21 protein-coding genes are annotated in these 23,890 nt (G+C 53.8%); 11 read left to right on the top strand and 10 right to left on the bottom strand.

Annotated elements, in window-relative coordinates; translation table 11 throughout:
- Nucleotides 1-132 precede the first annotated feature (132 nt).
- From SPI6313_RS07295 to SPI6313_RS07285, 3 genes are all read right to left on the bottom strand, one after another.
- Entirely contained in the window at nt 133-2,208 is a 2,076-nt protein-coding gene (locus SPI6313_RS07295) for a peptidoglycan-binding protein (RefSeq protein WP_072620402.1), read from the bottom strand.
- 420 nt (nt 2,209-2,628) lie between these two features.
- Nucleotides 2,629-3,492 carry a M56 family metallopeptidase gene (locus SPI6313_RS07290; RefSeq protein WP_072620401.1) on the bottom strand — a complete coding sequence of 288 codons (864 nt, stop codon included), beginning with the start codon at nt 3,490-3,492 and terminating at the stop codon, nt 2,629-2,631.
- A 5-nt stretch (nt 3,493-3,497) separates the two neighbouring features.
- Nucleotides 3,498-3,914 (bottom strand): BlaI/MecI/CopY family transcriptional regulator, encoded by a 417-nt coding sequence (locus SPI6313_RS07285; RefSeq protein ID WP_072620400.1) that lies wholly within the window; start codon nt 3,912-3,914, stop codon nt 3,498-3,500.
- 182 nt (nt 3,915-4,096) lie between these two features.
- On the opposite strand from SPI6313_RS07285, the gene petJ reads away from it, so the two are divergent.
- Entirely contained in the window at nt 4,097-4,429 is a 333-nt protein-coding gene (gene petJ / locus SPI6313_RS07280) for a cytochrome c6 PetJ (RefSeq protein ID WP_072620399.1), read from the top strand.
- 28 nt (nt 4,430-4,457) lie between these two features.
- Here the strand turns inward: petJ and SPI6313_RS07275 are convergent, their stop codons facing one another.
- The gene (locus SPI6313_RS07275; protein WP_245788640.1) at nt 4,458-5,495 is read right to left on the bottom strand and encodes an alpha/beta fold hydrolase; all 1,038 of its coding nucleotides are present in this window, start codon (nt 5,493-5,495) and stop codon (nt 4,458-4,460) included.
- Between the two features lie 141 nt (nt 5,496-5,636).
- On the opposite strand from SPI6313_RS07275, the gene infC reads away from it, so the two are divergent.
- From infC to SPI6313_RS07255, 4 genes are all read left to right on the top strand, one after another.
- Nucleotides 5,637-6,164 carry a translation initiation factor IF-3 gene (infC, locus tag SPI6313_RS07270; protein ID WP_072620398.1) on the top strand — a complete coding sequence of 176 codons (528 nt, stop codon included), beginning with the start codon at nt 5,637-5,639 and terminating at the stop codon, nt 6,162-6,164.
- An 81-nt stretch (nt 6,165-6,245) separates the two neighbouring features.
- Nucleotides 6,246-9,245, top strand: coding sequence for an Npt1/Npt2 family nucleotide transporter (locus SPI6313_RS07265; protein ID WP_072620397.1), 3,000 nt, complete (start codon nt 6,246-6,248; stop codon nt 9,243-9,245).
- A 44-nt stretch (nt 9,246-9,289) separates the two neighbouring features.
- Entirely contained in the window at nt 9,290-9,763 is a 474-nt protein-coding gene (locus SPI6313_RS07260) for a cyclic nucleotide-binding domain-containing protein (protein ID WP_072620396.1), read from the top strand.
- A gap of 162 nt (nt 9,764-9,925) precedes the next feature.
- Complete coding sequence (locus SPI6313_RS07255) at nt 9,926-11,293, top strand: hypothetical protein (protein ID WP_072620395.1); 1,368 nt, start codon at nt 9,926-9,928, stop codon at nt 11,291-11,293.
- A 436-nt stretch (nt 11,294-11,729) separates the two neighbouring features.
- Here SPI6313_RS07255 and hemH read toward each other — a convergent pair whose 3' ends face one another.
- Entirely contained in the window at nt 11,730-12,890 is a 1,161-nt protein-coding gene (gene hemH, locus SPI6313_RS07250; RefSeq protein WP_072620394.1) for a ferrochelatase, read from the bottom strand.
- Between the two features lie 114 nt (nt 12,891-13,004).
- Between hemH and SPI6313_RS07245 the strand changes: the two genes are divergently transcribed.
- Nucleotides 13,005-13,637, top strand: coding sequence for a class I SAM-dependent methyltransferase (locus tag SPI6313_RS07245; protein WP_072620393.1), 633 nt, complete (start codon nt 13,005-13,007; stop codon nt 13,635-13,637).
- Here SPI6313_RS07245 and SPI6313_RS07240 read toward each other — a convergent pair.
- Nucleotides 13,619-14,932 carry a CAP domain-containing protein gene (locus SPI6313_RS07240; RefSeq protein ID WP_072620392.1) on the bottom strand — a complete coding sequence of 438 codons (1,314 nt, stop codon included), beginning with the start codon at nt 14,930-14,932 and terminating at the stop codon, nt 13,619-13,621. The two genes, SPI6313_RS07245 and SPI6313_RS07240, sit on opposite strands and share 19 nt — an antisense overlap.
- 709 nt (nt 14,933-15,641) lie before the next feature.
- On the opposite strand from SPI6313_RS07240, the gene SPI6313_RS07235 reads away from it, so the two are divergent.
- Complete coding sequence (locus SPI6313_RS07235) at nt 15,642-17,144, top strand: sensor histidine kinase (protein ID WP_084668934.1); 1,503 nt, start codon at nt 15,642-15,644, stop codon at nt 17,142-17,144.
- Nucleotides 17,145-17,277: 133 nt separating this feature from the next.
- On the opposite strand, the gene SPI6313_RS07230 is transcribed toward SPI6313_RS07235, so the two are convergent.
- Nucleotides 17,278-17,841 carry a pentapeptide repeat-containing protein gene (locus SPI6313_RS07230; RefSeq protein ID WP_084668933.1) on the bottom strand — a complete coding sequence of 188 codons (564 nt, stop codon included), beginning with the start codon at nt 17,839-17,841 and terminating at the stop codon, nt 17,278-17,280.
- A 382-nt stretch (nt 17,842-18,223) separates the two neighbouring features.
- Here SPI6313_RS07230 and SPI6313_RS22815 point away from each other — a divergent pair, with 382 nt between their 5' ends.
- From SPI6313_RS22815 to SPI6313_RS25045, 3 genes are all read left to right on the top strand, one after another.
- On the top strand, nt 18,224-18,547 hold the full coding sequence (locus SPI6313_RS22815) for a hypothetical protein (RefSeq protein WP_139276575.1): 324 nt from the start codon (nt 18,224-18,226) through the stop codon (nt 18,545-18,547).
- Between the two features lie 122 nt (nt 18,548-18,669).
- A complete protein-coding gene (locus SPI6313_RS22810) occupies nt 18,670-18,942 on the top strand; it encodes a hypothetical protein (protein ID WP_139276574.1) in 273 nt (90 codons plus the stop codon).
- A gap of 2 nt (nt 18,943-18,944) precedes the next feature.
- Nucleotides 18,945-19,133 carry a type II toxin-antitoxin system VapC family toxin gene (locus SPI6313_RS25045; protein WP_217650525.1) on the top strand — a complete coding sequence of 63 codons (189 nt, stop codon included), beginning with the start codon at nt 18,945-18,947 and terminating at the stop codon, nt 19,131-19,133.
- A 338-nt stretch (nt 19,134-19,471) separates the two neighbouring features.
- Here SPI6313_RS25045 and SPI6313_RS07220 read toward each other — a convergent pair whose 3' ends face one another.
- The 3 genes from SPI6313_RS07220 to SPI6313_RS07210 all read right to left on the bottom strand — a co-directional run bounded on the left by SPI6313_RS07220 (nt 19,472) and on the right by SPI6313_RS07210 (nt 23,563).
- Complete coding sequence (locus SPI6313_RS07220; protein WP_072620391.1) at nt 19,472-21,841, bottom strand: endonuclease MutS2; 2,370 nt, start codon at nt 21,839-21,841, stop codon at nt 19,472-19,474.
- Between the two features lie 192 nt (nt 21,842-22,033).
- Nucleotides 22,034-23,125, bottom strand: coding sequence for an AI-2E family transporter (locus SPI6313_RS07215; RefSeq protein WP_072620390.1), 1,092 nt, complete (start codon nt 23,123-23,125; stop codon nt 22,034-22,036).
- Between the two features lie 81 nt (nt 23,126-23,206).
- Nucleotides 23,207-23,563, bottom strand: coding sequence for a YkgJ family cysteine cluster protein (locus SPI6313_RS07210; protein WP_072620389.1), 357 nt, complete (start codon nt 23,561-23,563; stop codon nt 23,207-23,209).
- A 144-nt stretch (nt 23,564-23,707) separates the two neighbouring features.
- Between SPI6313_RS07210 and psb30 the strand changes: the two genes are divergently transcribed.
- On the top strand, nt 23,708-23,839 hold the full coding sequence (gene psb30 / locus SPI6313_RS07205) for a photosystem II reaction center protein Ycf12/Psb30 (protein ID WP_072620388.1): 132 nt from the start codon (nt 23,708-23,710) through the stop codon (nt 23,837-23,839).
- Nucleotides 23,840-23,890: the final 51 nt, after the last annotated feature.

Here is a 23,890-nt window from a genome sequence, read left to right as displayed (position 1 = left end):
CCTTGTCTGCACTATACAACTACATCCGGCGGGTTCAAATTTCCTTTAACTCACCTTAAGTTCTTGGACAGGATTGAGCAGAGGTGTTCTGGTGGTCACGGTGGGCGATCGCAACCCCGAATCCCATCAAAACTAGGCTGAAAATACCATGATGCTGCCGGAATAGCACGACACCCACACCTGATGGGTTTCGGGGTCGTAGGTGATGCCGATGGGTTTATCGTTCACATCGACGGTTTTGACCACTTCCATGGTGGCGGTGCGCACTTTGGCCATGGTGTTGGAATGGTAATTAACCACATAGAGGAAGTCGCCATCGTCGGAGAGAATCATGCTGCGGGGGGCGTTGCCCGTGGCGGTTTTGGTGACGACGCGCCGGGTTTCGAGGTCAATTTTTGCCACTTGGCTTTCACCGTTGAGGCTGGTGTAGAGATAGCGGCCGCTGGGGTCTAGGTTGAGATGGCGGGGCGATCGCCCCACGTTTTCGATCCAATCAACTTGAAAGGTGGCGAGATCCACTTGGGCGATATTTTGCGACCCCATGATCGCCACATAGGCCGTGCGGGACTGTTGATCCACCACAATCCCCCTGGGATAGCGCCCCAACTCCACCCGCTGAATCTCGCGCCCCTGCTGCACATCGACGATGCTGAGATCATCAGTACACCAGTTGGTTACCAAGACATAGCGATTGTCGGGGGTGGTGGCGACGAATTTTGGCACGGAGCCGACGCGGATCACTTGGTCGATGGCAAAGGTTTCGGTGTTGATGCGGTAGAGAAAACTGTCGTCTGTGCCTTGGGTGGGGGTGCATTTGTCGCTGCCGGGATGGTTAAAGCCCGCCCCATACATTTGATAGTTGGACACCCAGGCATATTGACCGCTGTGGGAAAAGCTGGCTTCGACGGGGGAACCGCGATAGATGCCGGCGTATTGAGGATAGCCAAATTTTTGCAGATCGACGGAATCGGCGATGGTTTTGACGAGGTTGAAGTCGCGATCGTACACCGTGATGCTGTGGCTGTACATCATGTTTTGGGCGAAGAAGAGACCGCGCCCGGAGTGGACGATGGATTTGGGGGCGATGTTGCCGTAGATGGTTTTTTGCAGTTCCATCGATGGCTCGGTGGCGGTTGATGAGGCGAAGGGGGCCGCATTGCGGGTGAAGCTGTCTGCGCGGAAAACGGTTTCGACGGCGCGACTTTGGCCGGTGACGAAGCGATCGCTCCCATTGCCAAAGGACACCGCAAAGGCAATATTGGGCTGCTCGTCGGCAATTTGGGCGATGAAGCGTTGGGTGGCGCGGCTAAATGGGGCGGCAATGGGAGCGGGGGGCGGATCATCATCATTGGTGACGGATGCCGCTGAGTCAGGAAGGGGGTCAAGGCTGGGGTCTGCGGGACTGGCAGCGGGGTCTACCTGAATGGGAAACGCATCGGCTGGGTTGGCTGCGTCATTGCTGGGAGCGGGCTGACTGTCGGGGGTGGGTTCAAGGTCGGTGAAGCCATTGCCGCCGACGGTGAAGCCGTCTAGTTGAAAGGGGGAATTGGCGGTGTTGTTGCTGCTGGTGGGCTGGGGTTGCGCCCCGTTTTGGATGCGATCGCGGGTGTTGGGCCCGACAACACCATCCACCTGCAAACCGTGGGTTGCCTGGAAGGTGCGCACAGCGGCTTCGGTGAGGGTTCCGTAATAGCCGCTGATGGGGCCGTTAAAATACCCCAGTTGTTTTAGTTCTGCTTGCAGTTCCCGCACATGGGCATTATTTTGACCGTATTTCAACAGGCCGCGGCTGGCGCTGTTGAGGGGCGTGTTGATTGTATTGGTGGCGGCCCCGTTGTCGTAGAGAATGTTTTGAGTGGTGGGGCCGGCAATACCATCGATATCGAGTTGGTTGACCCGTTGGAACTGTTGGACGGCTTCGGCGGTGATCGGGCCGTAGTAGCCGGTGATCGGGCCGTTGAAGTAACCTTTGCTTTTCAGGGTGGCTTGGAGGGTTTTGATCTCGGTGCCGCGATCGCCCACTTGCAGCGCGATCGCCATGTTTTGCAAACTGAGGGTAAAGAGGGCGATCGCCACCATCATCCAGGTGGTGGACACCAGCCGCAACTGAGCCGAACGGACAAAATTCGGCAATGAAATTTCAAAGCTGAGGGGATCGGTGTCAGCCTCAAACACTAAACTGTAATAGAGGTAGGACAAAGATTCCATAGAGATCTCACTGCCAGTTTTCCGCTATCCTACATCGATAATTTCACCTACGTCCATAGTTTTTGTCGAGGGAACTTAACAACTTAAAAGAACTTACAGCTTGTTCACTCATGACCCTCACCCCAAACCCCTCTCCCACGGGGCTACTGCTGATACACAACGTTCTAAGGTTGACCTCGCCTGCGTTTAATCCCCTTCTGTCGTCAAGGCAGTGAGCTAGACGCTCGCACTACATAGGATTCCAGGCAAGGTAGTGTGAGCCTCTGGCTCACTCATATCCCCTCCAGATTCGTAACGTGGGTTATGGATAAGCAGTACCCACGGGGCGAGGGGCTTCTGATCTGTCCGTGATTGATTGCTGCACAAACGGATCAACGATTTAACAAAACCGTTGATCCGCTTGCCGCTGCTGTGGACGTTTTAATGGTGCAAGGCCATGAGCAACAAGGGGGCCAGCAGGGCAACAAGACCCCCGCTCAGCCATCGGTTTTGCTGCTCGGCCAGGAGTTGCCCTAAGCGTTCCTCACTGAGAAGATCTGCGGCTAACAGTGCATTGATTCGGGTTTCAACACGAGTCGGTTGATCATGGAGGGGGATGACTTGGGCGGTGGGAGGGATGAAGGGCGATCGCACCACCACCAACAGGGCCTCCGCTAAGGTCAAGGGGTCTACCTGGGTTGCCGCCCAATGATCCGCCCGCAATTCCCGCAACAGCAATAATTCTTGCCAGAGGGCTTCTGTGTGAGGCAACCAGCCGGTCAAACGCCGCAACCATCCCAAGATCCAAAACCAGAGGGTGTCTTGATAGTAGTGATGAGCCTGCTCGTGGGCAAGGACACCTTGTAATTGTTCAGCGGTGAGCCGTTCGATCAAGCCTTCACTAATCACCAATTCCGACGGCCACAAACCCACATGACCCGCAAAACAATCGGGCATTTTTAAGAGGCGGGCTTGGACGGTTCCGAGGGTGATCAGGGGGTAAGCTTGGGCTGCGGCTTTGGCCCGCATCCCCTGCACCATCAACACCAGCAGCCAACCGAAAGCACCCCCCAACAGCAGCACACTGAAGCCATAGCCCACGCCGCCAACGGTCATGCCGAGCATCATCCCGTTGGGGCCCATGAGGGCGATCGCCAGGGCCGTGGTCAGGAGTAAGACGGGGGGCAGGGTAAAAGCACCGAGGGTGCGAGTCCAACGCTGGGGCCAGGGCAGCGTCGCGGGAATCTGGGTGGATCGCAAGAGTACGGAGATTGCGATCGCCCCAATCACCATCACAATATGCATGGGGTTTACTCCGAACGAGCGGCACGAGCGGCTTTAATGCGTTGGGCCAGTTCATCGAGTTGATTCATACTGGCTTGATCCAGACTGTCGGCAAAGGCGGCCACCACATCGGGATTATTCACCCCTAGCACCTGTTGGAGATGGTGATTCGCCCGGAATACCTGGGCATCGGTGCGGCTGAGGAGGGGAGTCCAACGGAAGGAGCGACCCACTTTTTGACGTTTCACCCAGCCCTTGGCCGCCAAACGTTGGAGAACCGTGGTGATGGAGGTGTAGGCGAGTTCGCGCTGGGGATCGCTGAGGATGCGATCGTGAATTTGCTTCACGGTGGCGGTTTCAAAGTCCCAAAGGAGTTCGACAATTTCCGTCTCTAGGGGGCCGAGAGACATCTGTTGAGGGCGGTGCGCTGGAAATGGAGCCATAGAGTTAATCGAGTCGTACTGACGGATTTCACGATCCTATCCCATCAATTTTAAGATCAAATGAATTGACAGGTTTGGAGTATTGTAACAGTTCGCAATCTTTGACAAGCGGTCTTTTGACAGGGGTGCAGCTTTTCTCAACAATGACGACATGAATCCTGTTTCAGTGAAGAACAATACCCATGCGACGCATTATTACTACCCTTGTTTTAACTCTCTCTTTCGTCTTTATGATCGGTTTACGTCCGGCCCAAGCTGCGGATTTAGGCAAAGGTGCAGCGGTGTTTAGTGCCAACTGTGCCGCGTGCCATATCGGAGGAAAGAATGTCGTTAATGGTGCTAAAACCTTGAAGAAAGAGGATTTAGTTAAATACGGCATGGATAACATTGAGGCGATTAAAACCCAAATCATGAAGGGTAAAGCCGCAATGCCTGCGTTTACGGGCCGTCTCAGTGCTGAGGATATCGAAAACGTGGCGGCCTATGTTTTGAGTCAGGCTGAATCGGGTTGGTAAGTTAGGCCGACCTTGATTTGAGAAGAAATCAAATTGCTTCGGCATAGCTCTGAGCAGCTTTGCCGGAGCGTTGCGCGGCCAGCCAGGACGAGAGGATGTGATGGAATTGATCGGGGCATTCGTCGTGGGGGCAATGGCCGGCACCGGGGAGGGGGACGAAGGTGAGGCGGGGATTCAGTCCGGTGAACTGTTGGGAGAGGGCAAAGGGAACCATGCGATCGCACTCCCCCCAGAGCAACAAAATCGGCTGGGTCAACGCGGCGATTACCTCACGCATCGGGGGCGAAAACTGGGGTTGGCGTAGGGATTTCGACAGGGCCACGAGGGTATCCCCGGCCCCCACGTCGTAGGCCGGGTTGGACAACAGCGCCACCAATTCATCATCCACCGCTGTGGGATCGGGATAGGCGATTTTCACCCACCGCCGGATCATCGCCGGTCGTCGCACCACCCGCAAAATCAGCTTAATCAACGGTGGCGGCGCAAAGAGGGATTCGATCGCATTCACCACCGGCCGGAGAGGAGCCGGAATCGCGGCTTGACGCAGGGAGACATCGGGCAGATTAATCAAGACCACCGCATCCACCATCTCCGGATGGAGTTGAGCCGCCCGTGCACAGACCAGGGAGCCGAGGGAATTCCCCACCAGCACGATGGGGCGTTGAATCAAGAGCCGCCAAAACTGATAAAGCTGATCCACCCACAGATCGAGGGTGTATTGAGTGCTTGCCTTGCGGGAGCCGCCGAAACCGAGGAGATCGAGGGCGTAGATGGTGCGATCGCGCCCCAACACCGGCACATTATGCCGCCAATGTTCCACCGCTGCCCCAAAGCCATGGATCAATAGCAGCGGCGCATGGCCCTGATCATGATCCTGACTCGGCCGCGACACCGAATAACGCACCGGCCAGCCCCGCCAAATCCAATCCCGCTGCGGGCCCAGTTTTGCATCCCAGTAGCGTTGTTCATCCCACGTCCGGTTCAACCCCATGCTCATCCCCTCAAACCATTGCCCCCATTCTAGCGATGGAATCCCCTCCCCATCATGCTCAGCCCTCCCTTGCATCCGGCTCCCAGGGCCCAAGCATTGCAAAAACTTAACAGGGTACGAAATCCCTAGAGAGTCGGTACAATGGCGGGTAAACTGAAGACTCACATTCTAAAAATTTACCCATTACAGACCGTCAACTAGCCTGAAACACAACCTGTGAAAGATAGACGAACCCGCCGAGATGTGCCGCAAATCAACGAGCGCATCCGCTACCCCCAAATTCGTGTGATTGACACTGACGGAGCCCAAGTCGGAATCATTTCTTCCGAGGAAGGCCGTCGTCTTGCTGAAGAGCGAGAGTTAGATTTAGTGCTTGTTAGTGATAAATCCGATCCGCCGGTGTGCCGGATTATGGACTACGGCAAATATAAATTTGAGCAAGAAAAGAAAGCGCGTGAAGCCCGGAAAAAGCAGCACACCGCAGATGTGAAGGAAGTCAAAATGCGCTACAAAATCGAAGAGCATGACTATCAAGTGCGGGTGAATAGCGCGATTCGTTTCCTGAAGGCGGGGGATAAGGTCAAAGCGACGATCACCTTCCGGGGTCGAGAAATTCAACATGCCAATCTAGCCGAAGCCCTGCTGAACCGGATGGCCAAAGACCTCGAAGCGGTGGCCGAACTCCAGCAAGCCCCAAAACGGGAGGGACGGAATATGATGATGTTGCTTTCTCCTAAGAAATAAGCGCGATCGCATCACCCCCTCGTCAAAGCGGGAGACTGCGATCGCCAGTCTACGTTTTGTGATCTACCAGAGCAACCCACCATGAAATCGTCCAAAGGCGTTCGGAACAAAGGAGATTGGCGACAACAACTCCTCAAAGTGGTCAACCTCCGACCGGAGGAGGGAGAGCGCACTTTTTTAATGTTTGCCTTCTACACCATTACCTCGGTGGGGCTGCTCTGGCTCGAACAATGCACGATCGCCCTCTTCCTCGAACGCTTCGGAGCCGAAGGCCTGCCCCTGATCTACGTCGCCAGTGCCCTGATGGGGTCAGGTCTTGGATTTATCTACTCCTGGCTGCAAAATAACTTTCCCCTCAAGCAGGTCTTCATCGTCATCGCCCTGCTGATGTCCCTGCCCCTCCTCCTCTTCCGCACCGGCCTAGAACTGGGAACCACCAACGGCGTTCTCGTCTTGATCACCGTCTTCACCCTCCGCCTCTGGATGGATGCCGAAGAAATTCTCAACGACCTCAACTCCCAAGTTGCCGCCAATCAACTCTTTAACATCCGCGAAATCAAGCGCACCTATCCGATTATCTCCAGTGGTTTGCTCGTGGGGGATGTGGTATCGGGGTTCTCCCTGCCGATTTTGATTATCTTCATCGGTTTGAAAAATGTTATTTTCGCGGCTTCGCTGATGATTTTGCTGGGGGGCGGCGTTCTCCTCTACCTCAGCAATCGCTACAAACAAGCCTTCCCCGATACCCCCGTCCGCGAACTCGACGAACTCCAAACCAACTACTCTTCCCGCCGCACCGGGGGCACGCTGCGCCGCTACATCATCCCTTTATTTTCGTTTTTCATCTTGGGGGAATTGCTCTTTCTGCTCGTCGAGTTTCAATACCTCGGCGAACTGGAACGGGTTTATCCCAACACTGATGAAATTGCCGGATTTTTGGGGATTTTCTCCGGGTTTTTAGGGATTTGTGAATTGGCGACCCAGTGGTTTGTGTCCAGTCGGGCGGTGGAACGGTTGGGGGTGTTCGTGGCGGCGATGTTTTTACCGGTGTCTCTGTCGATTTTGGGATTCATGACCATCTTCTTTGATGTGACGAATCTGGGGGGCTTTGATATTGATAGTGCCCAGGTGTTGTTTTTCGGGGTGATTGTTCTCAAGTTCTTTGATGAACTGCTGCGCTATACCCTGATTGCGGGGATTGAGCCGTTTTTGTTCCAGCCCCTGCCTGCTGAGATTCGCAGTGATGTGCAGACCCAAGTGCAGGGGATTGCTGAACCCTTGTCCACAGGGTTAACGGGGTTGGGGATTTTGTCCACGGTCTGGATCTTGGAGCGGGTTTTGGGTGGGATGTCGGAGGAGGCGGCGCGGGTCACCCAGGGGGGGATCTTTGTAGTGGCGATCGTTATTTTTTCGATGGTGTGGGCGGCTAGTGCGTTGCTGTTGCGGCAAAGTTATGTGAGTTTGCTGGTGCAGAGTGCCGAAAATGGCCGCCTGGGGTTTGGGTCGGTGGATCTGAAGGCGTTTAAGCGGGCGATTATTGATTCGTTGGATCAAGAAACGCCAGATGAGGATAAGCGATCGTGTATTCAACTGCTTGAACGGATTGATTTGCCGAATGCGGGGGAATTGCTCGCGCCGCGTTTGGTGAAGTTGTCGCCGAGTTTGCAATTGCTGAGTATGAAGGCGATGTTGAGTTATCCGAAGCCGGACTATCTCAACTATGTGCAGCGGTTGATTGAAACGAAGCCGAGTTTGGATGTGTTGGCGTTGGCTCTGCGGTATATCTGGTTGGCGCAGCCGGAGTTGGAAACCCATACCCTCAAGCCCTACTTAAATGAGCGGGTGGATGCGATGGTGCGGGGTACGGCGGCGGGCTTGATTTTGCGGCGGGGGACGGTGGACGATCGCAAGGAAGCCACGGCGACCCTAGAACGGATGCTCACCTCGAACCGAGAAAAAGATCGGGTGATTGGCGTGCAAGCACTGCAAGAAGCCGATGAAGCGTCGGATCTGAGTCAGTTTTATATTCCGGTGCTGTTGCAGGATGAGTCGGCGCGGGTGCGCTGTGCGTTGTTGGAGGCGATCGCGGCGAAATCCCTCACCGATTACTATCCTTCCCTGCTGAAGGGCTTGTATTACCGCTCAACCCGTGATGCGGCGAAACAGGCATTGGTGAAGCTCGGAGATGGGGCGATTCTGCTCCTGGGTGCGGTGGCGGAGGATATTCACAAACCGGATTTTATTCGTCAGCAAGCCTGGTCAGCCTTGGCGGAAATCGGCACAGAAGGAGCGATCGCAACTCTCGTGCAGCATCTGCTCACCAGTTGGGGCACGTCACGCCGGAACCTCCTGCGCATTCTTTTAAAAATTCCGGGCGATCAAGGCATTGAAGCAGTGCTTGAGCAGATCGGCCGGAGTGGTGTCGAAGCGTTAATTGAGCAAGAACTGTTCCTCTTGACCCAGATTTTGAGTGCTGAGTTGGATTTCTCCCCGGAAGCGATCGCCGGCCGCGAAGCTGATCTGCTGCGGGATTCCCTGATTGGGATGCAGTCGGATATCCTCGATCGCTGCTTCTTGGTGATGAAACTGCTCTACCCCTTCAGCGCCATTCAGGCCGCGATTCTCAACCTCAACTCCGATTCAGAGGTGAGCATCGCCCTGGGGTTAGAAATTCTCGATAACACCCTCGATATTCCCCAAAAACAAGCCCTGTTGCGGGTCATGGAGCGTCGCCCCACCCGCGATCGCCTCAACGACCTCAACGACCTGATGCCCTACGAACCCCTGCCCCCCAACGAACGACTGCGGCGGCTTCTCGACCTCCGGCACTTCCTCTCGGACTGGACGCTCGCCTGCTGCTTCCACCTCGCCCGCGAACAACGCTGGGCCGTGAGTCGTGAGGCTACCCTCGTCGGGTTACGCCATCCCAGTAGTTTTGTGCGAGAGTCCATCCTCGCCTATCTCAAAGCCGCCAGTCCGCGCACCTGCTTAGAACTCCTCCCCATTTTAAAAAATGATCCCGATCCCCTCGTCGCGGCTCAAGTGGATCACTTAAAAATGGAGTTAAATAGTACACCATAGAGCCAGTCCTTAATAGTTCACCTGCAATCCTCCCTTAAATCGCCATGCTAAGCAGTTTTGAACGCCTTCTGTTTATTCGGCGTGTTTCAATTTTCCAAGAATTACGCGACGAATTTCTCGTCAAGCTTGCGTCGGCCATGGATGAACTCTCGTTTCCCAGCGATCACACGATTTTTGAGCAAGGGGAAGAAGGGCGATCGCTCTACATTGTGATTTCCGGTCGGGTGCGAGTTCATTCCGGCGATCGCGAACTTGCCCGAATGGATGCCGGCAAGGTTTTCGGCGAAATGGCCCTCTTCGATGCCGAACCCCGTTCCGCCTCCGTCACCACCACCGAAACCTGCGACTGTCTCACCCTCAATCAACTCCAATTGATCGACGCAATCGAAGAAACCCCCGAAATTGCCATTAACATCACCCGCGCCCTCTCCCGTCGGATTCGCGAACTCAACGGCAAGATCAACAGCTACGAAAGCGAGATCAAAGAAATGCGAGCGGTGAATAGTCCCCTGCGGTGAGGGGAATCGGGATGAGTCAATTTGCCTCAAACTCTTGTCTGATCAGACTTGCGGTGGTTTAATATCCCTACTTCCGATTTTCTCCAAAGAAAAAACATTCATCTCTGGACAGAGATGGCTAAAATAGCAGTTAAGTTCAGTAAAGGTGCAGTAGAAGTCCGGATGAATTTTGAACAGGATCATCAACTTTGCCTCGACAAGCTCCTGTGGGCCACGCGCCAACTGGAAGTAGACATCAGCGATCGCGACCTCGCCAAAATCGCCGAAATCATCGTCCAAACCATGACCGGCCCCTGGCGATACTTCCACACCCCCGACCACATCTTTGAAGTCGGCGGCTCCGCCAATGCGATCGAAGTTCTCGCCGCCCTGTTTCACGACCTCGTCTACGTCCAAGTCGATCAAACCGTCAACTTCAACCTCACCTTCTACATCGTCCCCTTCATCCGAGAAGTCAAAGAACACCTTTACATCCGCAGCGCCGAAGATCTACCCAACGACCCCATGTTTGACATGGTCATGCGCGTCTTTGGCTTCTCTCCCAACCAAGAACTTTCCCCCTTCACCGGACAAAACGAATTTCTCAGCGCCCTCGTCTGTGCCAAAGTCTTAGAACCCTTCTTCAGCCAAGGCTTAATCCTGAAGATCATCGCCTGTATTGAAACCACCATCCCCTTCCGCCCCGCCTCCGACGGCCTCACCCCCGCTGAACACCTCTACGACCGTCTCAAGGCCGCCAATGCTGACTATCAACTGAACCTTACCGACGACGAACTGATCCAAGCCGTCCAACAGGCCGTCCGCATGGCCAACCGGGACGTGGGCAGCTTCGCCAACCCCAGTTCCGCCCGGTTCCTCGACAACACCTGGAGCCTGCTGCCGGAAACCAACCACAACCTCAAAAACCCCAGTTCCTACACCGTCAACGAATACCGGGTTGCCCTCCAGAAAATGGAAGGGTTCATGAATTTTCTCAGGCCCGAACTTGTCTTTCAACAATTTCACAACGAACCCAACGACAGCACCTACCAAAATCTCCTCGAACGCGCCGAGCGGAATATTGAGATTGCCCGTCTCTACATCGGCAGCAAACTCTTTACCATGGCAGTCCTCGAAGCCCTGTCGCGGCGGTTTGGTCGTAATATCCCCCTCTCGACGATCATGGGGGAACTCAACCCGATGGGGCTGCAAATTGAAACCCTCGAAGACCTGTTACCGGAATTTCCCAACCATCACCCCCCGCGCAATATCCTCGAACGCGAAGTGCTAGAACTCCTCGAAAAGGGACGTTACAGCAGTTCATCCTACGACATCAAAAATTCACCCCTCACAACATTGATGGTGAAGGTGATGGGGTTTGACCGGATTTGTGAGCTACTCGGTCAGGCCAAGTCGTTCTTTAAGGATGAACTGAGTGGCGAGAGTTTTCTTGCGGCCTGTGATCCTGCGATCGTTGAAACGATCACGGTCAGTATGTCGAAACTGTTCGACAGCCGCAAAAAAGCCCTGATGCAATCAACGGCAAGTTAGACATTGCGGGACAGTCGGAACCTGTGGCGGATGGGCAGTGCCCGGACGCGGAATGCTGTCAAGTCAAGATCTAGCAGCCCACTCCTGTTGTGGCACAGTTAAAATAAGGTCTTACTATAGGATGGGTTAAGCGAAGTAAACTCTCGCTATCACAGCAATCTAGTAATCCTTCGTAACTCACCTTTTTGAATGTGCCACGATACTGCCGCCAAGAACTTAAGTTCTTGGCTCACAGCGAAAACCCGTTTTAACGGGTTCGGGAATGAAACTTAAGGAAATAATCCAGTAACTCCGTAATGCGAGCATCTTGCTCGCTAGAGGTTTAGAACCTTTTTCAATTACCGGATTAAATACTTAACCTCCATTAACCTACTTGTGCTCTGAGCCGGGGATTTCAATCCCCGGTGGGGTGGCTTGTCGCGCCACGGGCTTAAATTTAGAGTAAGCCTACGAAATGGAGTAACCCTTTCCCGCTGATCAGTTCCACAATCAGGGCGAGGAAGCCAAGCATGGCCAGGCGACCGTTCCAGATTTCGGCGGCGGTGGTCATGCCCCATTCCCAGCGTTCGGGGGGGTAGATTTTGGTTTTGCCCACTTGGACGACTTGGGCAAAGGTTTTGGGGGGTTGGTCGAGGGCGGTGTAAACGAGGTCGGTGAGGGCGTTGATAAATTCGGGGTGGGTGTTGAGGGCGGGGACGCGGCGAAATTCGTGAATGCCGGCTTCTTCGGCAATTTCGCGGTATTCGATGTCGATTTCTTGGAGGGTTTCGATGTGCTCGGAGACGAAACTAATGGGGACGACGACGATCTGTTTGATGCCGGATTGGCCGAGTTCGACGAGGGCATCTTCGGTGTAGGGTTTGAGCCATTCCACCGGGCCAACGCGACTTTGATAGGCGAGGGTGTAGGGGTTAGGACGGCTGAGGGTGGCCATGATTTGCCGGGTGCAGTCTTCGATTTCTTTTTGGTAGGGGTCGCCGGCTTCTTCGACGTAGCTGAGGGGGACACCGTGGGCGCTGAAGAAAATATGGACGGGGTCGGGGTTTTCAAACTGATCGAGTTCTTGGGCGATCAGTTGGGCCATGGCGTTGAGATAGTGGGGGTGTTTGTACCAGGAGGGGACGACGGTGTAGTTGAGTTGGCGGAGTTCGGGGTCGTCTTGCCACAGTTGTTCGAGGAGGCGGAATGAGGAGCCGGTGGTGCTGATTGAGAACTGGGGATAGAGGGGGAGGATGACGAGTTTGGTGATGTTGTCGGCTTTGATGCGGGCGATCGCTTCTTCGGTGAAGGGATGCCAGTAGCGCATGCCGATGTAGACCTTGGTGTCTGTGCCTTGGTCTTTGAGTTGTTGGGCAAGGGCTTCGCCTTGGGCTTCGGTGATTTGGCGCAGCGGCGAGCCGCCCCCAATTTGGCGATAGTTATCTTGGGAGACGGAGACGCGACGACTGGAGATGAACCAGGCCAGGGGTTTTTGCAACCACGGCACTGGGAGCCGAATGATTTCTGGATCTGCAAAGAGATTAAACAAGAAGGGGCGTACATCTTCTAGGGTGTCGGGCCCCCCAAGATTTAATAACAGGACTCCTATCCGATCCATTGTGATAATAGCTTTTGTTAATTGTTAGATTCTTGACTAAGTTTAACAATATATTCCCCCCCTCGATCGGTTTGGGGGAGTATCATTCAAGTTTATCAGCGCAGCGGGGACTAAATGGCGACAGTTTTACGGGCATGGAGTTACCGATATCAATGGATTTATGACACGGTGTCGGCGATCGCATCCTTGGCCGTGGGGGGAGAAGAGCGATTTCGCCGCTTACCGTTCCAAGGCTTAGAGATTACCCCTGAGACCCGCGTGCTCGATTTATGTTGTGGTGCGGCCCCGGTGACGCAAATTTTGGTGCAGCAGTCGGAGCAGGTGACGGCGTTGGATGCGTCCCCGCAGGCGATCGCCCGCGCCCAAGCCCGCGCCCCCCAAGCCACCTACGTCGAAGCCTTTGCCGAGCAGATACCTCTGCCCGATGCTCAGTTTGATCTCGTCCACACCTCAGCGGCATTACATGAAATGAAGCCGGAACAGTTACAGCAGATTCTCCAGGAGGTGTATCGGGTGCTACGACCGGGGGGCGTGTTTGCCCTGGTGGATTTCCATCCGCCGACGAATCCGCTCTTTTGGCCAGGGGTGGCGATGTTTCTCTGGCTGTTTGAAACGGAAACGGCGTGGCAATTACTGCGCACGGATTTAGCAACAACGTTGCAGGCGGTGGGGTTTGAACAGTGCGATCGCACCCTTTACGCCGGCGGCAGTTTACAAGTAGTCCAAGCCTACAAACCCAATTCGTAGATGCTTAAGGTATAGCGGCCGCGGCTGTTGGCGTTGTAACTATTCACCATCACCCGATAGGTGCCATTGCAGGGCAGATCCACCACAATTCGCGAATTACTACTGCGATCGCTCCTATCGTCATTGTCCGCAATCTGAGCATCACGGGGATTGAACAGAAAAAGATAGGTATCAAACGCCTCACTTTCGAGATCGATCGCTACCCTTTGACCTGCTTGCCCGGTAAAACTGTAGATATCGTACACACTGCCGTCAGCGGGCAGCGTCGCATCGGTATCGTCTAAACTGCCAGCCTCGCGACGGAGGGGATCAATCGTCAAGTCTAAGGGCGCAGGATAACGTGGCTCCGCCAAAATCGCAGTCCAGTAGCGGGACGCGCCTTGATCCCCCTGCACCGCATAGCCAATCCCCACATCCACATATTCCGGTCGCAGTAATGCCTCCCGATTGACCTGATCCCGCTGCCATGCTGCCACCAGATCCGGGGCTTGGGCCTGCTGTCCAATCAGTTGCACCACATTCATCGCCTCATAACTAGCCTGTTGCGCCAGTTGGGTATCGAGGAGATCCGCCGGCATTCCTTGCCAATCCGTGGTTCCGGTGGCGGCAACGTCCCCCACATAGTCCTGAGCCACGGTCGTTAATGCCGCATTCAAGCGCAACGTGGGCACACAGGCCTGTTGTCGGACTGTATTGATCACCGTTAAGACTGACCCATCGGGGTCAGGGGCCACAGCCTGCGATCGCAACGGCACATTGGGCGTTGAGTCACGGCCCGCCCCCAACACGATCGACCAATAGTGATTAAAGTCCGAGGTGCGATTGAACCCATACCCCAAGCCCACATCCGTGAACTCTGGATCGAGCAAATTCATCCGGTAGCCGGGACTATCGAGCCATTTTTCCAAAACCCAGCGAATATTAGCCCGGCCAGCGGCGATGTTTTCCCCGACGCGGCCCCCATAGCCAAAGTTGACCACCCGTTCATCGGTGTAGAGACCGGTTTGATCGGTTTGGGAAAAAAAGTTGTCCACCGCCATCGCTTGGGCGTGGGCTTGAGCCGCTGCGGTCAATTGTTCGTTAAGGGTTAAGGGAGGCAGGCCCGCCTGCGATCGCGCCTGATTAATCAAGTCCAACAACCCCTCCACATCCGGCGTAGCGGCCTGGGCCACGAAATCCGGCGGTGGAACACTGGCGATCGCACCTGCCCCGAACCAATGGGGATATCCATAACTCAATCCCAACCCAAGCACAGTTGTGGTTAAGATTGAACGCATCATCACAGCGGAAACCATAGGCGTAATTGAAGCAGGGGGGCAACTCAACAGTTTAAGAACAACAATCCTGATGCACCGGAAACCTGAACATCACAGGTTGGATCACACCCAGAACCATAGGGTTGAATTCGGCAACAGCATCATAGTGCAGGATCGGATCTCTGGCTAAATTAGCACAGGTCTGAACCGACATATACTCTTCCTACAAGCCGATGGGCGACTGGGCAGGGTTTCTTGGGAAAAATCATCGCGGCCAACGACTCCCCCCGCCCGAATCCCTCCCTACCCCATTGTTTGGTCTTGCTGCCCTCCTGATCCGTCCATCCTGACCCCAACACGTGCCCCAACCATGCTGATGACATTTGTTTTTTGGATGTTGTTAATCTGACTCGAACCATGTACTTTTGTAACAAAAATATCCAGATAGGATAACAAAAATTTGCAGTGAATACAGTGCGTCAAGTAACAACTAAAAACGAAACTGTAATTTTGTTTACAAAATAGTAGGCAAATCTTGCAATCATTAACAGTTTAGAAATGCCTGAGCATCAAGTCTAGCAAGATGTTCCACCGATTTTAATCGAAATCAGGCGCACGCTGAGGACAAAGCTTAATGTCCACAGCGTGCGCAATTATCAGGTAATCCAGATAAGGTTTTCACAAGTTTTTCACACGTTCTCTTTTATGCTCAAGCATAAGCACCGACTAGAGTAGGAAAGGAGCAGTGATGAGTCTTAATGGTGTCAGTCATGTCGCGATCGCAACCGTTTTAGTCGATAGTGGATTCTCTCGACAGTCCGTAACCAGCCTCGCTCATGTTTTGGGCTTACTGTGCCTCGCGCTGCTCTTTAGTGCAGTGCCCGGAACCCTCGCGTATTTAGTCGCAAACCGTCGTCATGTTCCCTGCAATCGCCTCACCTTGATGATTGTGTTGACGGCAACGTTCCTGAGCCTCTCCTTGCTCGGCGAAACGTGGCAATGGTTTCATCCCCATTCCATGGGGGCGATCGCGCTCCTGTGGATCACCGTCATCTGTGGGCTGGACTTGCTCTTGATGCTCTTGCCTCGATTTGAGAAGATCCTCTCTCTCCCCAGCGCCAATCAGTTGGTGCTCGTGAATCAAGTCATGCAGCGGGAAATCAATGAACGCAAACAGGCTGAAGCCACCCTCAAACAATTAAACGAAGAACTGGAAATGCGGGTTGAACAGCGCACCCGTGCCCTCCAAAGCACGCTCCAAAAACTCCAGTTAGAAATGCTAGAGCGTCACGAAGCCGAAGCGGCTCTCCGCACCTCTGAAGCCACCTTAATCGATCGCAACACCCAACTCGAAGCCACGGTGCGAGAACTGCGAGCCACCCAAGCCCAGTTAGTCCAGAGCGAAAAAATGTCGAGTCTGGGGCAAATGGTGGCAGGCATTGCCCACGAAATCAATAATCCCGTCAACTTCATCTACGGCAATCTCAGCCATCTCCAAGAATACGCCACGACGTTAGCCACGATTTTGACCCTCTATCGAACCTACCATCCTGAACTTGACGATCAGATTAGTCAGATCTGCGATCTTGAAGAGTGGGAGTTTATCCAAGCTGATTTTTCCCGCATTCTCCAATCCATGGATGTAGGCACGAGTCGGATTTGTGACATTGTGCGATCGCTCCGTAATTTCTCCCGCCTTGACGAAGCCGAACGCAAGTATGCCGATCTGCACGATGGTCTAGATTCCACCCTGATGATTCTCAACCACCGTCTCAAAGCCGGCAGCGATCGCCCCGAAATCAAGATTATTAAACAGTACGATCAGCTACCCGCCCTCGAATGTTATCCCGGTCAACTCAATCAAGTGTTTATGAACTTGTTGGCCAATGCGATCGATGCCCTCGAAGAACACCAACCCGACCAACCCACGATCGCAATTTCCACAGAACAAACGGATCAGTGGATCACGATCCGCATCAAAGACAATGGCCTTGGCATGAACTCCCAAACCTTAACAAAGGTCTTTGATCCCTTCTACACCACCAAACCCGTTGGTCGTGGCACGGGCTTAGGGCTATCCATTAGTTATCAAATCATCGTTGACAAGCACCACGGTCATCTCCAATGCACCTCGCAATTTGGGCAAGGAACTGAATTTCAAATTGTCTTACCCGTTGCCCCCACCCATCTCGAAGCCGTCCCCAATCTCTCGCCTGCTGCCCACACTGCACCCCAATTAATCTCTGCCTAATCTCCATTCCCCACCGGGGCTTGACCCAAACCAATGGGTTACAAGTCTCACCCTTCCAATTGTCTTGGGGCGCGTTCTTTAGGTTTGCCCTGTTGACGCGATCGCAGTCATCAAACACTTCTGTGCACATCGATCACATATTGGTATTGAAAACACGGGCATCCGTCAAAATCAGGCCATCCATCACCGCACCAATCAGTTGGACATTATGGAGCGTGGCAGCCGTGAAATCCACCCCCCGCAAAATCGCATTATTGAGAATCGTATTGTGCAGGGTTGTCTGGGACAAGTTTGCATCCGTCAACTCTGCCCCTGTCAGCATCGCCAGGGTGAGAGTCGCCCCCTGTAAATTTGCGCCCGTCAAATCAGCCCCTTCCAAATTTGCTCCAGTTAAATCTGCCCCCCTCAGATCCGCATCACGGAGATCCGCCCCCACCAAATGCTGTCCGGCAAGATTGACCTGGGACAAATCACACTCCCGGCACATTCGCGTAGCCTGGAGGGTGATCAAGGTTTGTTCTTTATTAGTACGTGCCAAAGCCGCCAAGCTAAACACCACGGACACTAAGGCCAGCGTCACGATGCTCAAGACTGAAACCGTGAGCGCGAAGACCGTCGTGCGTAACTGTTGTGGAGTAATCCGGAACTGGGGTCGCGGTGTTTTGATGATCTCGGTTGACCGGTGAATCAGAGTCATGAACGAGCACTCCCTTGTCAAAGAACATCTTCACGGTACAGACTGCTTTACTGATCATGAAAGATCATCCCCGGATCACACCAGGCTGATCTTGACAAAACCCGCCATTTCCCCTACCCTTTGCTCTACTCACTCCGTATAAATACTGAGATACGGTTGCTTCACCTATCACTGTCGGATATATTGGGCAACTCCCATCGTTGTGCAGCGAAAAACCGTTAAATCCACCATTCCGCGCCCAACAGCCTGATTCCCTCAGGATTGCACCGCTTAAAAGAGTTCAAGACCTCGGTTTGAAAGGACGGTAGCGATTAGAATTTTGGCAATGATTGCAGTTACGCCACACTCACCCTAACCCTAGTGTCTTGTCTAGCTTAAAAAGGTGAGTTGTTATCCACCCTGTCTCACATTTCACATTCCAGAATCCCAAAAAATTCGCCTAGAACAGTGGGTCTTAGAAATTGATACCCGGATAGCAGCCCAGCAGATTGAGACCGGTCGAGGATTAGGAGAGAGAATACTGGGAACAGCACAGATCAAACGGATGCAAGATAGCCTGGAGCAAGGGCAACCGTTTCCAGACTACGGGGCTATTCGTGGCGCGTATCGATACGCCTTCACTCCCACGACACTCGGTACTGTAATCAAAGTCGAAAATGTTGTGTCAGGGGATGTCATCGATCTCAGCGAGTATGACGATTGGTAGTTCACCAAGGCTGTTGCCGTGTGATTCATCCAGATTACCGATAAAAATCAGAACAGAACAATGATGCAAACCCCTCTACAGGAAATTTACAATCAAATTACTCGCACTCTGCCCTAGTAAAAATGAAAACAGCAATTGAAAAAATCATGCAAACGCTTCATGACTTACCTGAAGCTAGAGTTTTAGAAGTTCTAGATTTTGTTGAACGGTTATCGTGGGATCACGCATATCTAAATTCATCAAAATCCGGTACTCATTTACTTCGAGACCCTGAAGAATTTGAAGCGATCGCAGATCGTATCGCCAACGAATTTCAAACCCATGTTGGAGCGACTCAACCGGCATTATCCGATTATGCTGTGAGTCGAGCAGGCATCTATGAGGAGCATCCTTAATCTTGCGTTACCTGATAGACACCAACATTCTGTTGCGATTCGTAGATCGTTCCCATCCTCTGCATTTAACCATTAGAAATGCCATTCGACACCTACACCAAAATGAACACTCACTACACATCACGTCTCAAAACTGTATTGAGTTTTGGAATGTAGCAACTCGTCCGATGGAGAAAATGGATTTGGCTTAATTCCATCTGAAGTTGAACAGTTACTACATCTCATTGAGCGAATTTTTCCAGTATTACCCGATCGCTCTGAAATTTACCAAGAATGGCGCAGATTAGTGTCTACATTCAGTGTTTTAGGGGTTCAAGTCCACGACGCTCGATTAGTTGCAGCCATGAAAGTTCACGGCATATCGCATATTCTTACCTTGAACAGTGACGACTTTAAACGATATGCCCCTGATGGCATTACGGCTGTCTCACCGGAAACAGTGAGCAAGGAGAATACCTAACATTCATTGTTGGCATCGCTCAATCTGTCACAGATACACTATTTGAGCACGACGATCGCCCCTCCAGTTTCACAGTAAATAGGCCACCGTTACGCCGCTGCCGCCTTCGTTTTGGGGGGCGAGTTCAAAGCGTTCCACTTGGGGATGGGTGGCGAGGAAATCGTGAACGCCTTGGCGGAGTTTGCCCGTGCCTTTGCCGTGAATGATCCAGAGAATGCCGAGGTCGGTGGCGTGTTTGATGCCCGTTTCTACGTCCGATTCCATTTGGCTGACACGATGGCCGCGAATGTCGAGGGTGTTACGATCGCTCCTGACCATGGCGCGAGGGGCAGGGGTTTTCGGCGGTGGTGGGGTCTTGGCTTTCGGGGATTCGGGGGGTTCGACGGTTTTGCCGTCGAGGGATTCGATGTCGCTGAGGGGGATCGTGGTTTTCATTAAGCCGAACTGGACGATCGCTTTCTCGTTTTCCTCTAGGGCCAAGACTTCCGCTGTTTGACCTAGGCGGGGAATGCGGATTTTTTCGCCGACTTTGGGGTAGTAACCGGGTTTGCGTTTCGGTTCGGCTTTGGGGAGGTGACGCTGGGCGATCGCATTAATCGCGTCGGTGGCTTTTTGGGCGGTTTGGCCTTTTTTCGGGCGCTGTTGGAGGTCGCGGATCACCTGGGCAATTTCGGATTTAGCCTCGGTGATCGCAGCAGTGACGGCCAGTTCTTGCGATCGCTTCAAATCCTGTTCCCGTTCCTGCAACAGTTGCGCCCGCTCCGACACCTCCCGATAGAACCGCTCCGCCTCGGCTACGAGTTTTTCCGCTTCCTGGGCTTTTTCCTCCTGTTGGCGGCGTTGGGCTTCGAGTCCGGCAATCACCTGATTGACATCCTCGGACTCGTTGCCCATTTGCGCCTTGGCAGCGGTAATAATCGCCTCACTCAAGCCCAAGCGTTGGGCAATGGAAAGGGCATTCGAGCGCCCCGGAATCCCCCACAGGAGCCGATAGGTGGGGGCGAGGGTGGCTTCGTCAAATTCCACGGAGGCATTTTCAAAGCGGGCATCTTGATATTTCAACGCCTTTAATTCGCCGTAGTGGGTGGTGGCGATCGCCAATCGCACCCGATCCGCCAAATGGTACAGCAACGCCGTCGCCAACGCGCTCCCCTCCGTCGGATCAGTGCCCGCCCCCACCTCATCGAGCAACACCAAGGATTGATCACTCATTTGGTCGAAAATGCGGCTAATGCGGCGAATATGCCCGGAAAATGTGGATAAGCTCTGTTCTAACGATTGCTCATCGCCAATATCCGCAAAGACACCATCAAACCACGGCAATTCCACCGGCTCTCGCGCCGGAATGAACATCCCCACTTTCGCCATCAACGCCATTAACCCAATGGTTTTGAGCGTCACGGTTTTGCCGCCGGTATTGGGCCCGGTGATCGCCACAACGCGAATATCGGGGCGAATTTGGACGTTAATCGGGATCACCGCTTCGCCCTGTTCCCGTTGGGCTTGCCAAACGAGGAGGGGGTGGCGCAGTTGTCGCAGGGTGATCGCGTCGGTGGCAGCGATGAAGCGGGGGGGATTGGCTTCGAGCCAAAGACCATAGCGGGCGCGGGCGGTGGCCAGATCCAACACCGTGACGATCGCAAGCAGTAGTTCTAAATCCTCCAACACCTCGGCCACTTGCTCCGTGAGTTGCCGCAGAATGATTTCAATTTCGCGCTCTTCTTGGCGTTGGAGTTGGCGGAGTGTGTTACCCCATTCCACAATGCTGTGGGGTTCGATGTAGAGGGTCGATCCGGTGCTGGAGGTGTCGTGGACGATGCCGGGGATGTGGTCTTTTTGGGGGGCTTTGACGGCGAGGACGAAGCGATCGCCCCGCTGGGTGATCACCGCTTGTTGCAAGGCCCCGCCTTGACGTTGGATGATCCGCTGGAGTTTTTCTTGGATGCGATCGCGCACCCCTTTCAACTGCCCCCGCACCGCCACGAGCTTTTCACTGGCGCGATCGGTCACATCGCCCCGCTCATCAATGCAATGGTGAATCGCCTGTTCTAGTTCCGGATAGGTGCGCAGGTCAGCCACCAGGGTTTCAAGGCTGGGCGTATCCTCTTGGTCGGCAATCAACCGCCGCAACTGTCGCGCCCCGGCTAGGGTCGTGGCGATTTTCAGCAGTTCATCTCCTTTGAGCACCCCTTGGCGTTCGGCCCGTTCGAGGGCATCCCCAAAATCGTGAATCCCTTTAAACGGAATGCCCTGGGGTAAGCGGTCTTCGAGGGCGTAGGCTTCTTGGGTTTGGGTGAGGAGGGTTTGGCTTTCGGCCTGGGTGGTGGGGATGGGCAGATGGCGGGCTGCGATCGCACCCAATTCCGTCGCGGTGAAGGTGGCGAGGTGTTGGCACAGGCGCGGCCAGTCGAGGAGATCGAGGGTTTCAGCGTGAATCAAGATGGCGTTTCAGTCGTGAGAGTGGGGGGCGAAAAATGAGAGATGTTGTGTTTTGTAACACGTTCTTAGTTTAAACCGGATTGATAGCCGGAGAAACCACAAGCCCCTGAGATCATACTGAGGGCTGAGCGAATAGCCGAGGGCTGAGGGTCGTCGTTCGCGAAGCGTCTCCGCAGGAGTTAGCCCGATCGCTCATCCTTCATCGGGTAACAGGGCGGGGAGATCCTCCGGGGGCGTGAGAGCAGCGGGTTCGGTAGAATCAACATCCACCACTGGCGACAGTTGCCAGCGATCGAGGACATCCGCAAACAAGACATCTTCCACCCAGACCTTAACTACCACCGTTAACGGCAACGCCAAAATCAGCCCCAACAGGCCAAACGATCGCGCAAAGAAAATCTGCGCTGTCAGCGTCACCGCCGGCAGGAGCGACACCTGTTTGGCCATCACCGTTGGTGAGAGCCAATAGCTCTCAATATTCTGAATCACCAAATACCAAATCAGCACCGCCAACACTTTCCACGGCGCATCAAGCAACGCCACCATCATCGGAAAAATGGCACTCGTCACCGGGCCAATGTTGGGAATAAAATTCAGCACCCCCGCGAGCAAAGCGTGAACTAGGACAAAATCAACCCGCAAGACTAAGAGACCCACACCGCTCATAATCCCGATAAACAGGCAATTAATTACCATCCCTTCGAGCCAACTGCCGAGGGCGGTTTCGCAATGGGTGAGGATGGCATCGGTGCGGCGACGATAGAAGGAGGGGAACAGTTGAATGAAGGCTTGGCGGTAGTCGGGGGGATTGGCCAGCATCATCAGGGTGAGGACGAGCACCAAGAGCAACTGTAGGAGGGTGGCAACGGAACTGGAAAAGAAACTGAGCAGCACCGAGCCGAGGGGCTGGAGTTGGTTGAGGAGGTCGCGCCAGGTGGGAGGGTCAACAGCGAGGTCGGAGAAGCGTTCGAGTTGGACGATTTGCGATCGCACCTGACTAAAGGCACGGGGCAGCAAATCAATCAGAGTTTGAAACTGATCCACAAAGGGCGGCACCACCAGCCAGAAAAACAGCACCGTCGCCACCAGCACAATCAGCAGCGTCAGCCCCACCGCTGTCCCCCGCTTCGGCACACCCCACTCCAACACCTTCCGCACCAAGCGATTCAGGGCCGTTGCCAACACCACCGCCGAAAAAATCAACAGCAACAGTTGATGAATTTGCCACAGGATATAGAGGGCAATCACCAAACAACAAAATCCCAGCCATTTCCCGAAATTCATCCCCTCATTCTCCTTTTGGTAATGGGACGATGCGATCGCACCTCACACAAATCGCGGTGGCATCGGGTGGCGGCAATCAGACTAATCGTCGTCCTGTGTTGCCGCTTCGTAGCGTTCGAGTTCAGGGCTACTCGGCCCATAGACACCGGTAATCTGCTGTTCACAACAGTCAATCGCAAAGGCATCAAATTCCTCAATCGTCACATCATACAAGGTTGCGAAGGTATCCGGACGCACCCGACAAAAGGAGGGGCGATCGGCGTAGATCGTGCAAATCCGAGCCTCGTGATCGTAATGTTGACACCAGCCATTTTCCCCCACCATGGCGAGATATTGCTCTAATTGAGCAGGGGTGAGATAGTCGGCTAAGTCGGGGCGATCGCTCGGATCAAGATGGCAGCACGCGCCACAGTTCTGAATGCAAAGCCATTGGGCCATAGGGTTTCACCTGGGTATCATTTCTTGTATACTTTTGTATCGTTACTGAGAAAGGGATTTAGCACGTCCCCAGAATCAGGTACTATTAACGATGAATTTTTGTTTAGCTCTTAATCGGGTTGAAAGTAGGCGAGAAAAAAAATTATGGATGCTTTATTTAGCTTTTTCGGTGGAATCAACTACGAAGTCATTTTTCAACTAGGATTTTTAGGACTCATTGTGATCGCAGGGCCCGTTGTTGTCTTCCTGCTTGCATTCAATGGGGGCGACATCTAGATCTTGACTGAATGGCTCATGGCCTCAACGCATCAAAAGCCCTCCTCAATC

The organism is Spirulina major PCC 6313, from assembly GCF_001890765.1.
Taxonomy (GTDB): Bacteria; Cyanobacteriota; Cyanobacteriia; order Cyanobacteriales; family Spirulinaceae; genus Spirulina; species Spirulina major.
This window is presented reverse-complemented; position numbering and strand designations above follow the sequence as displayed.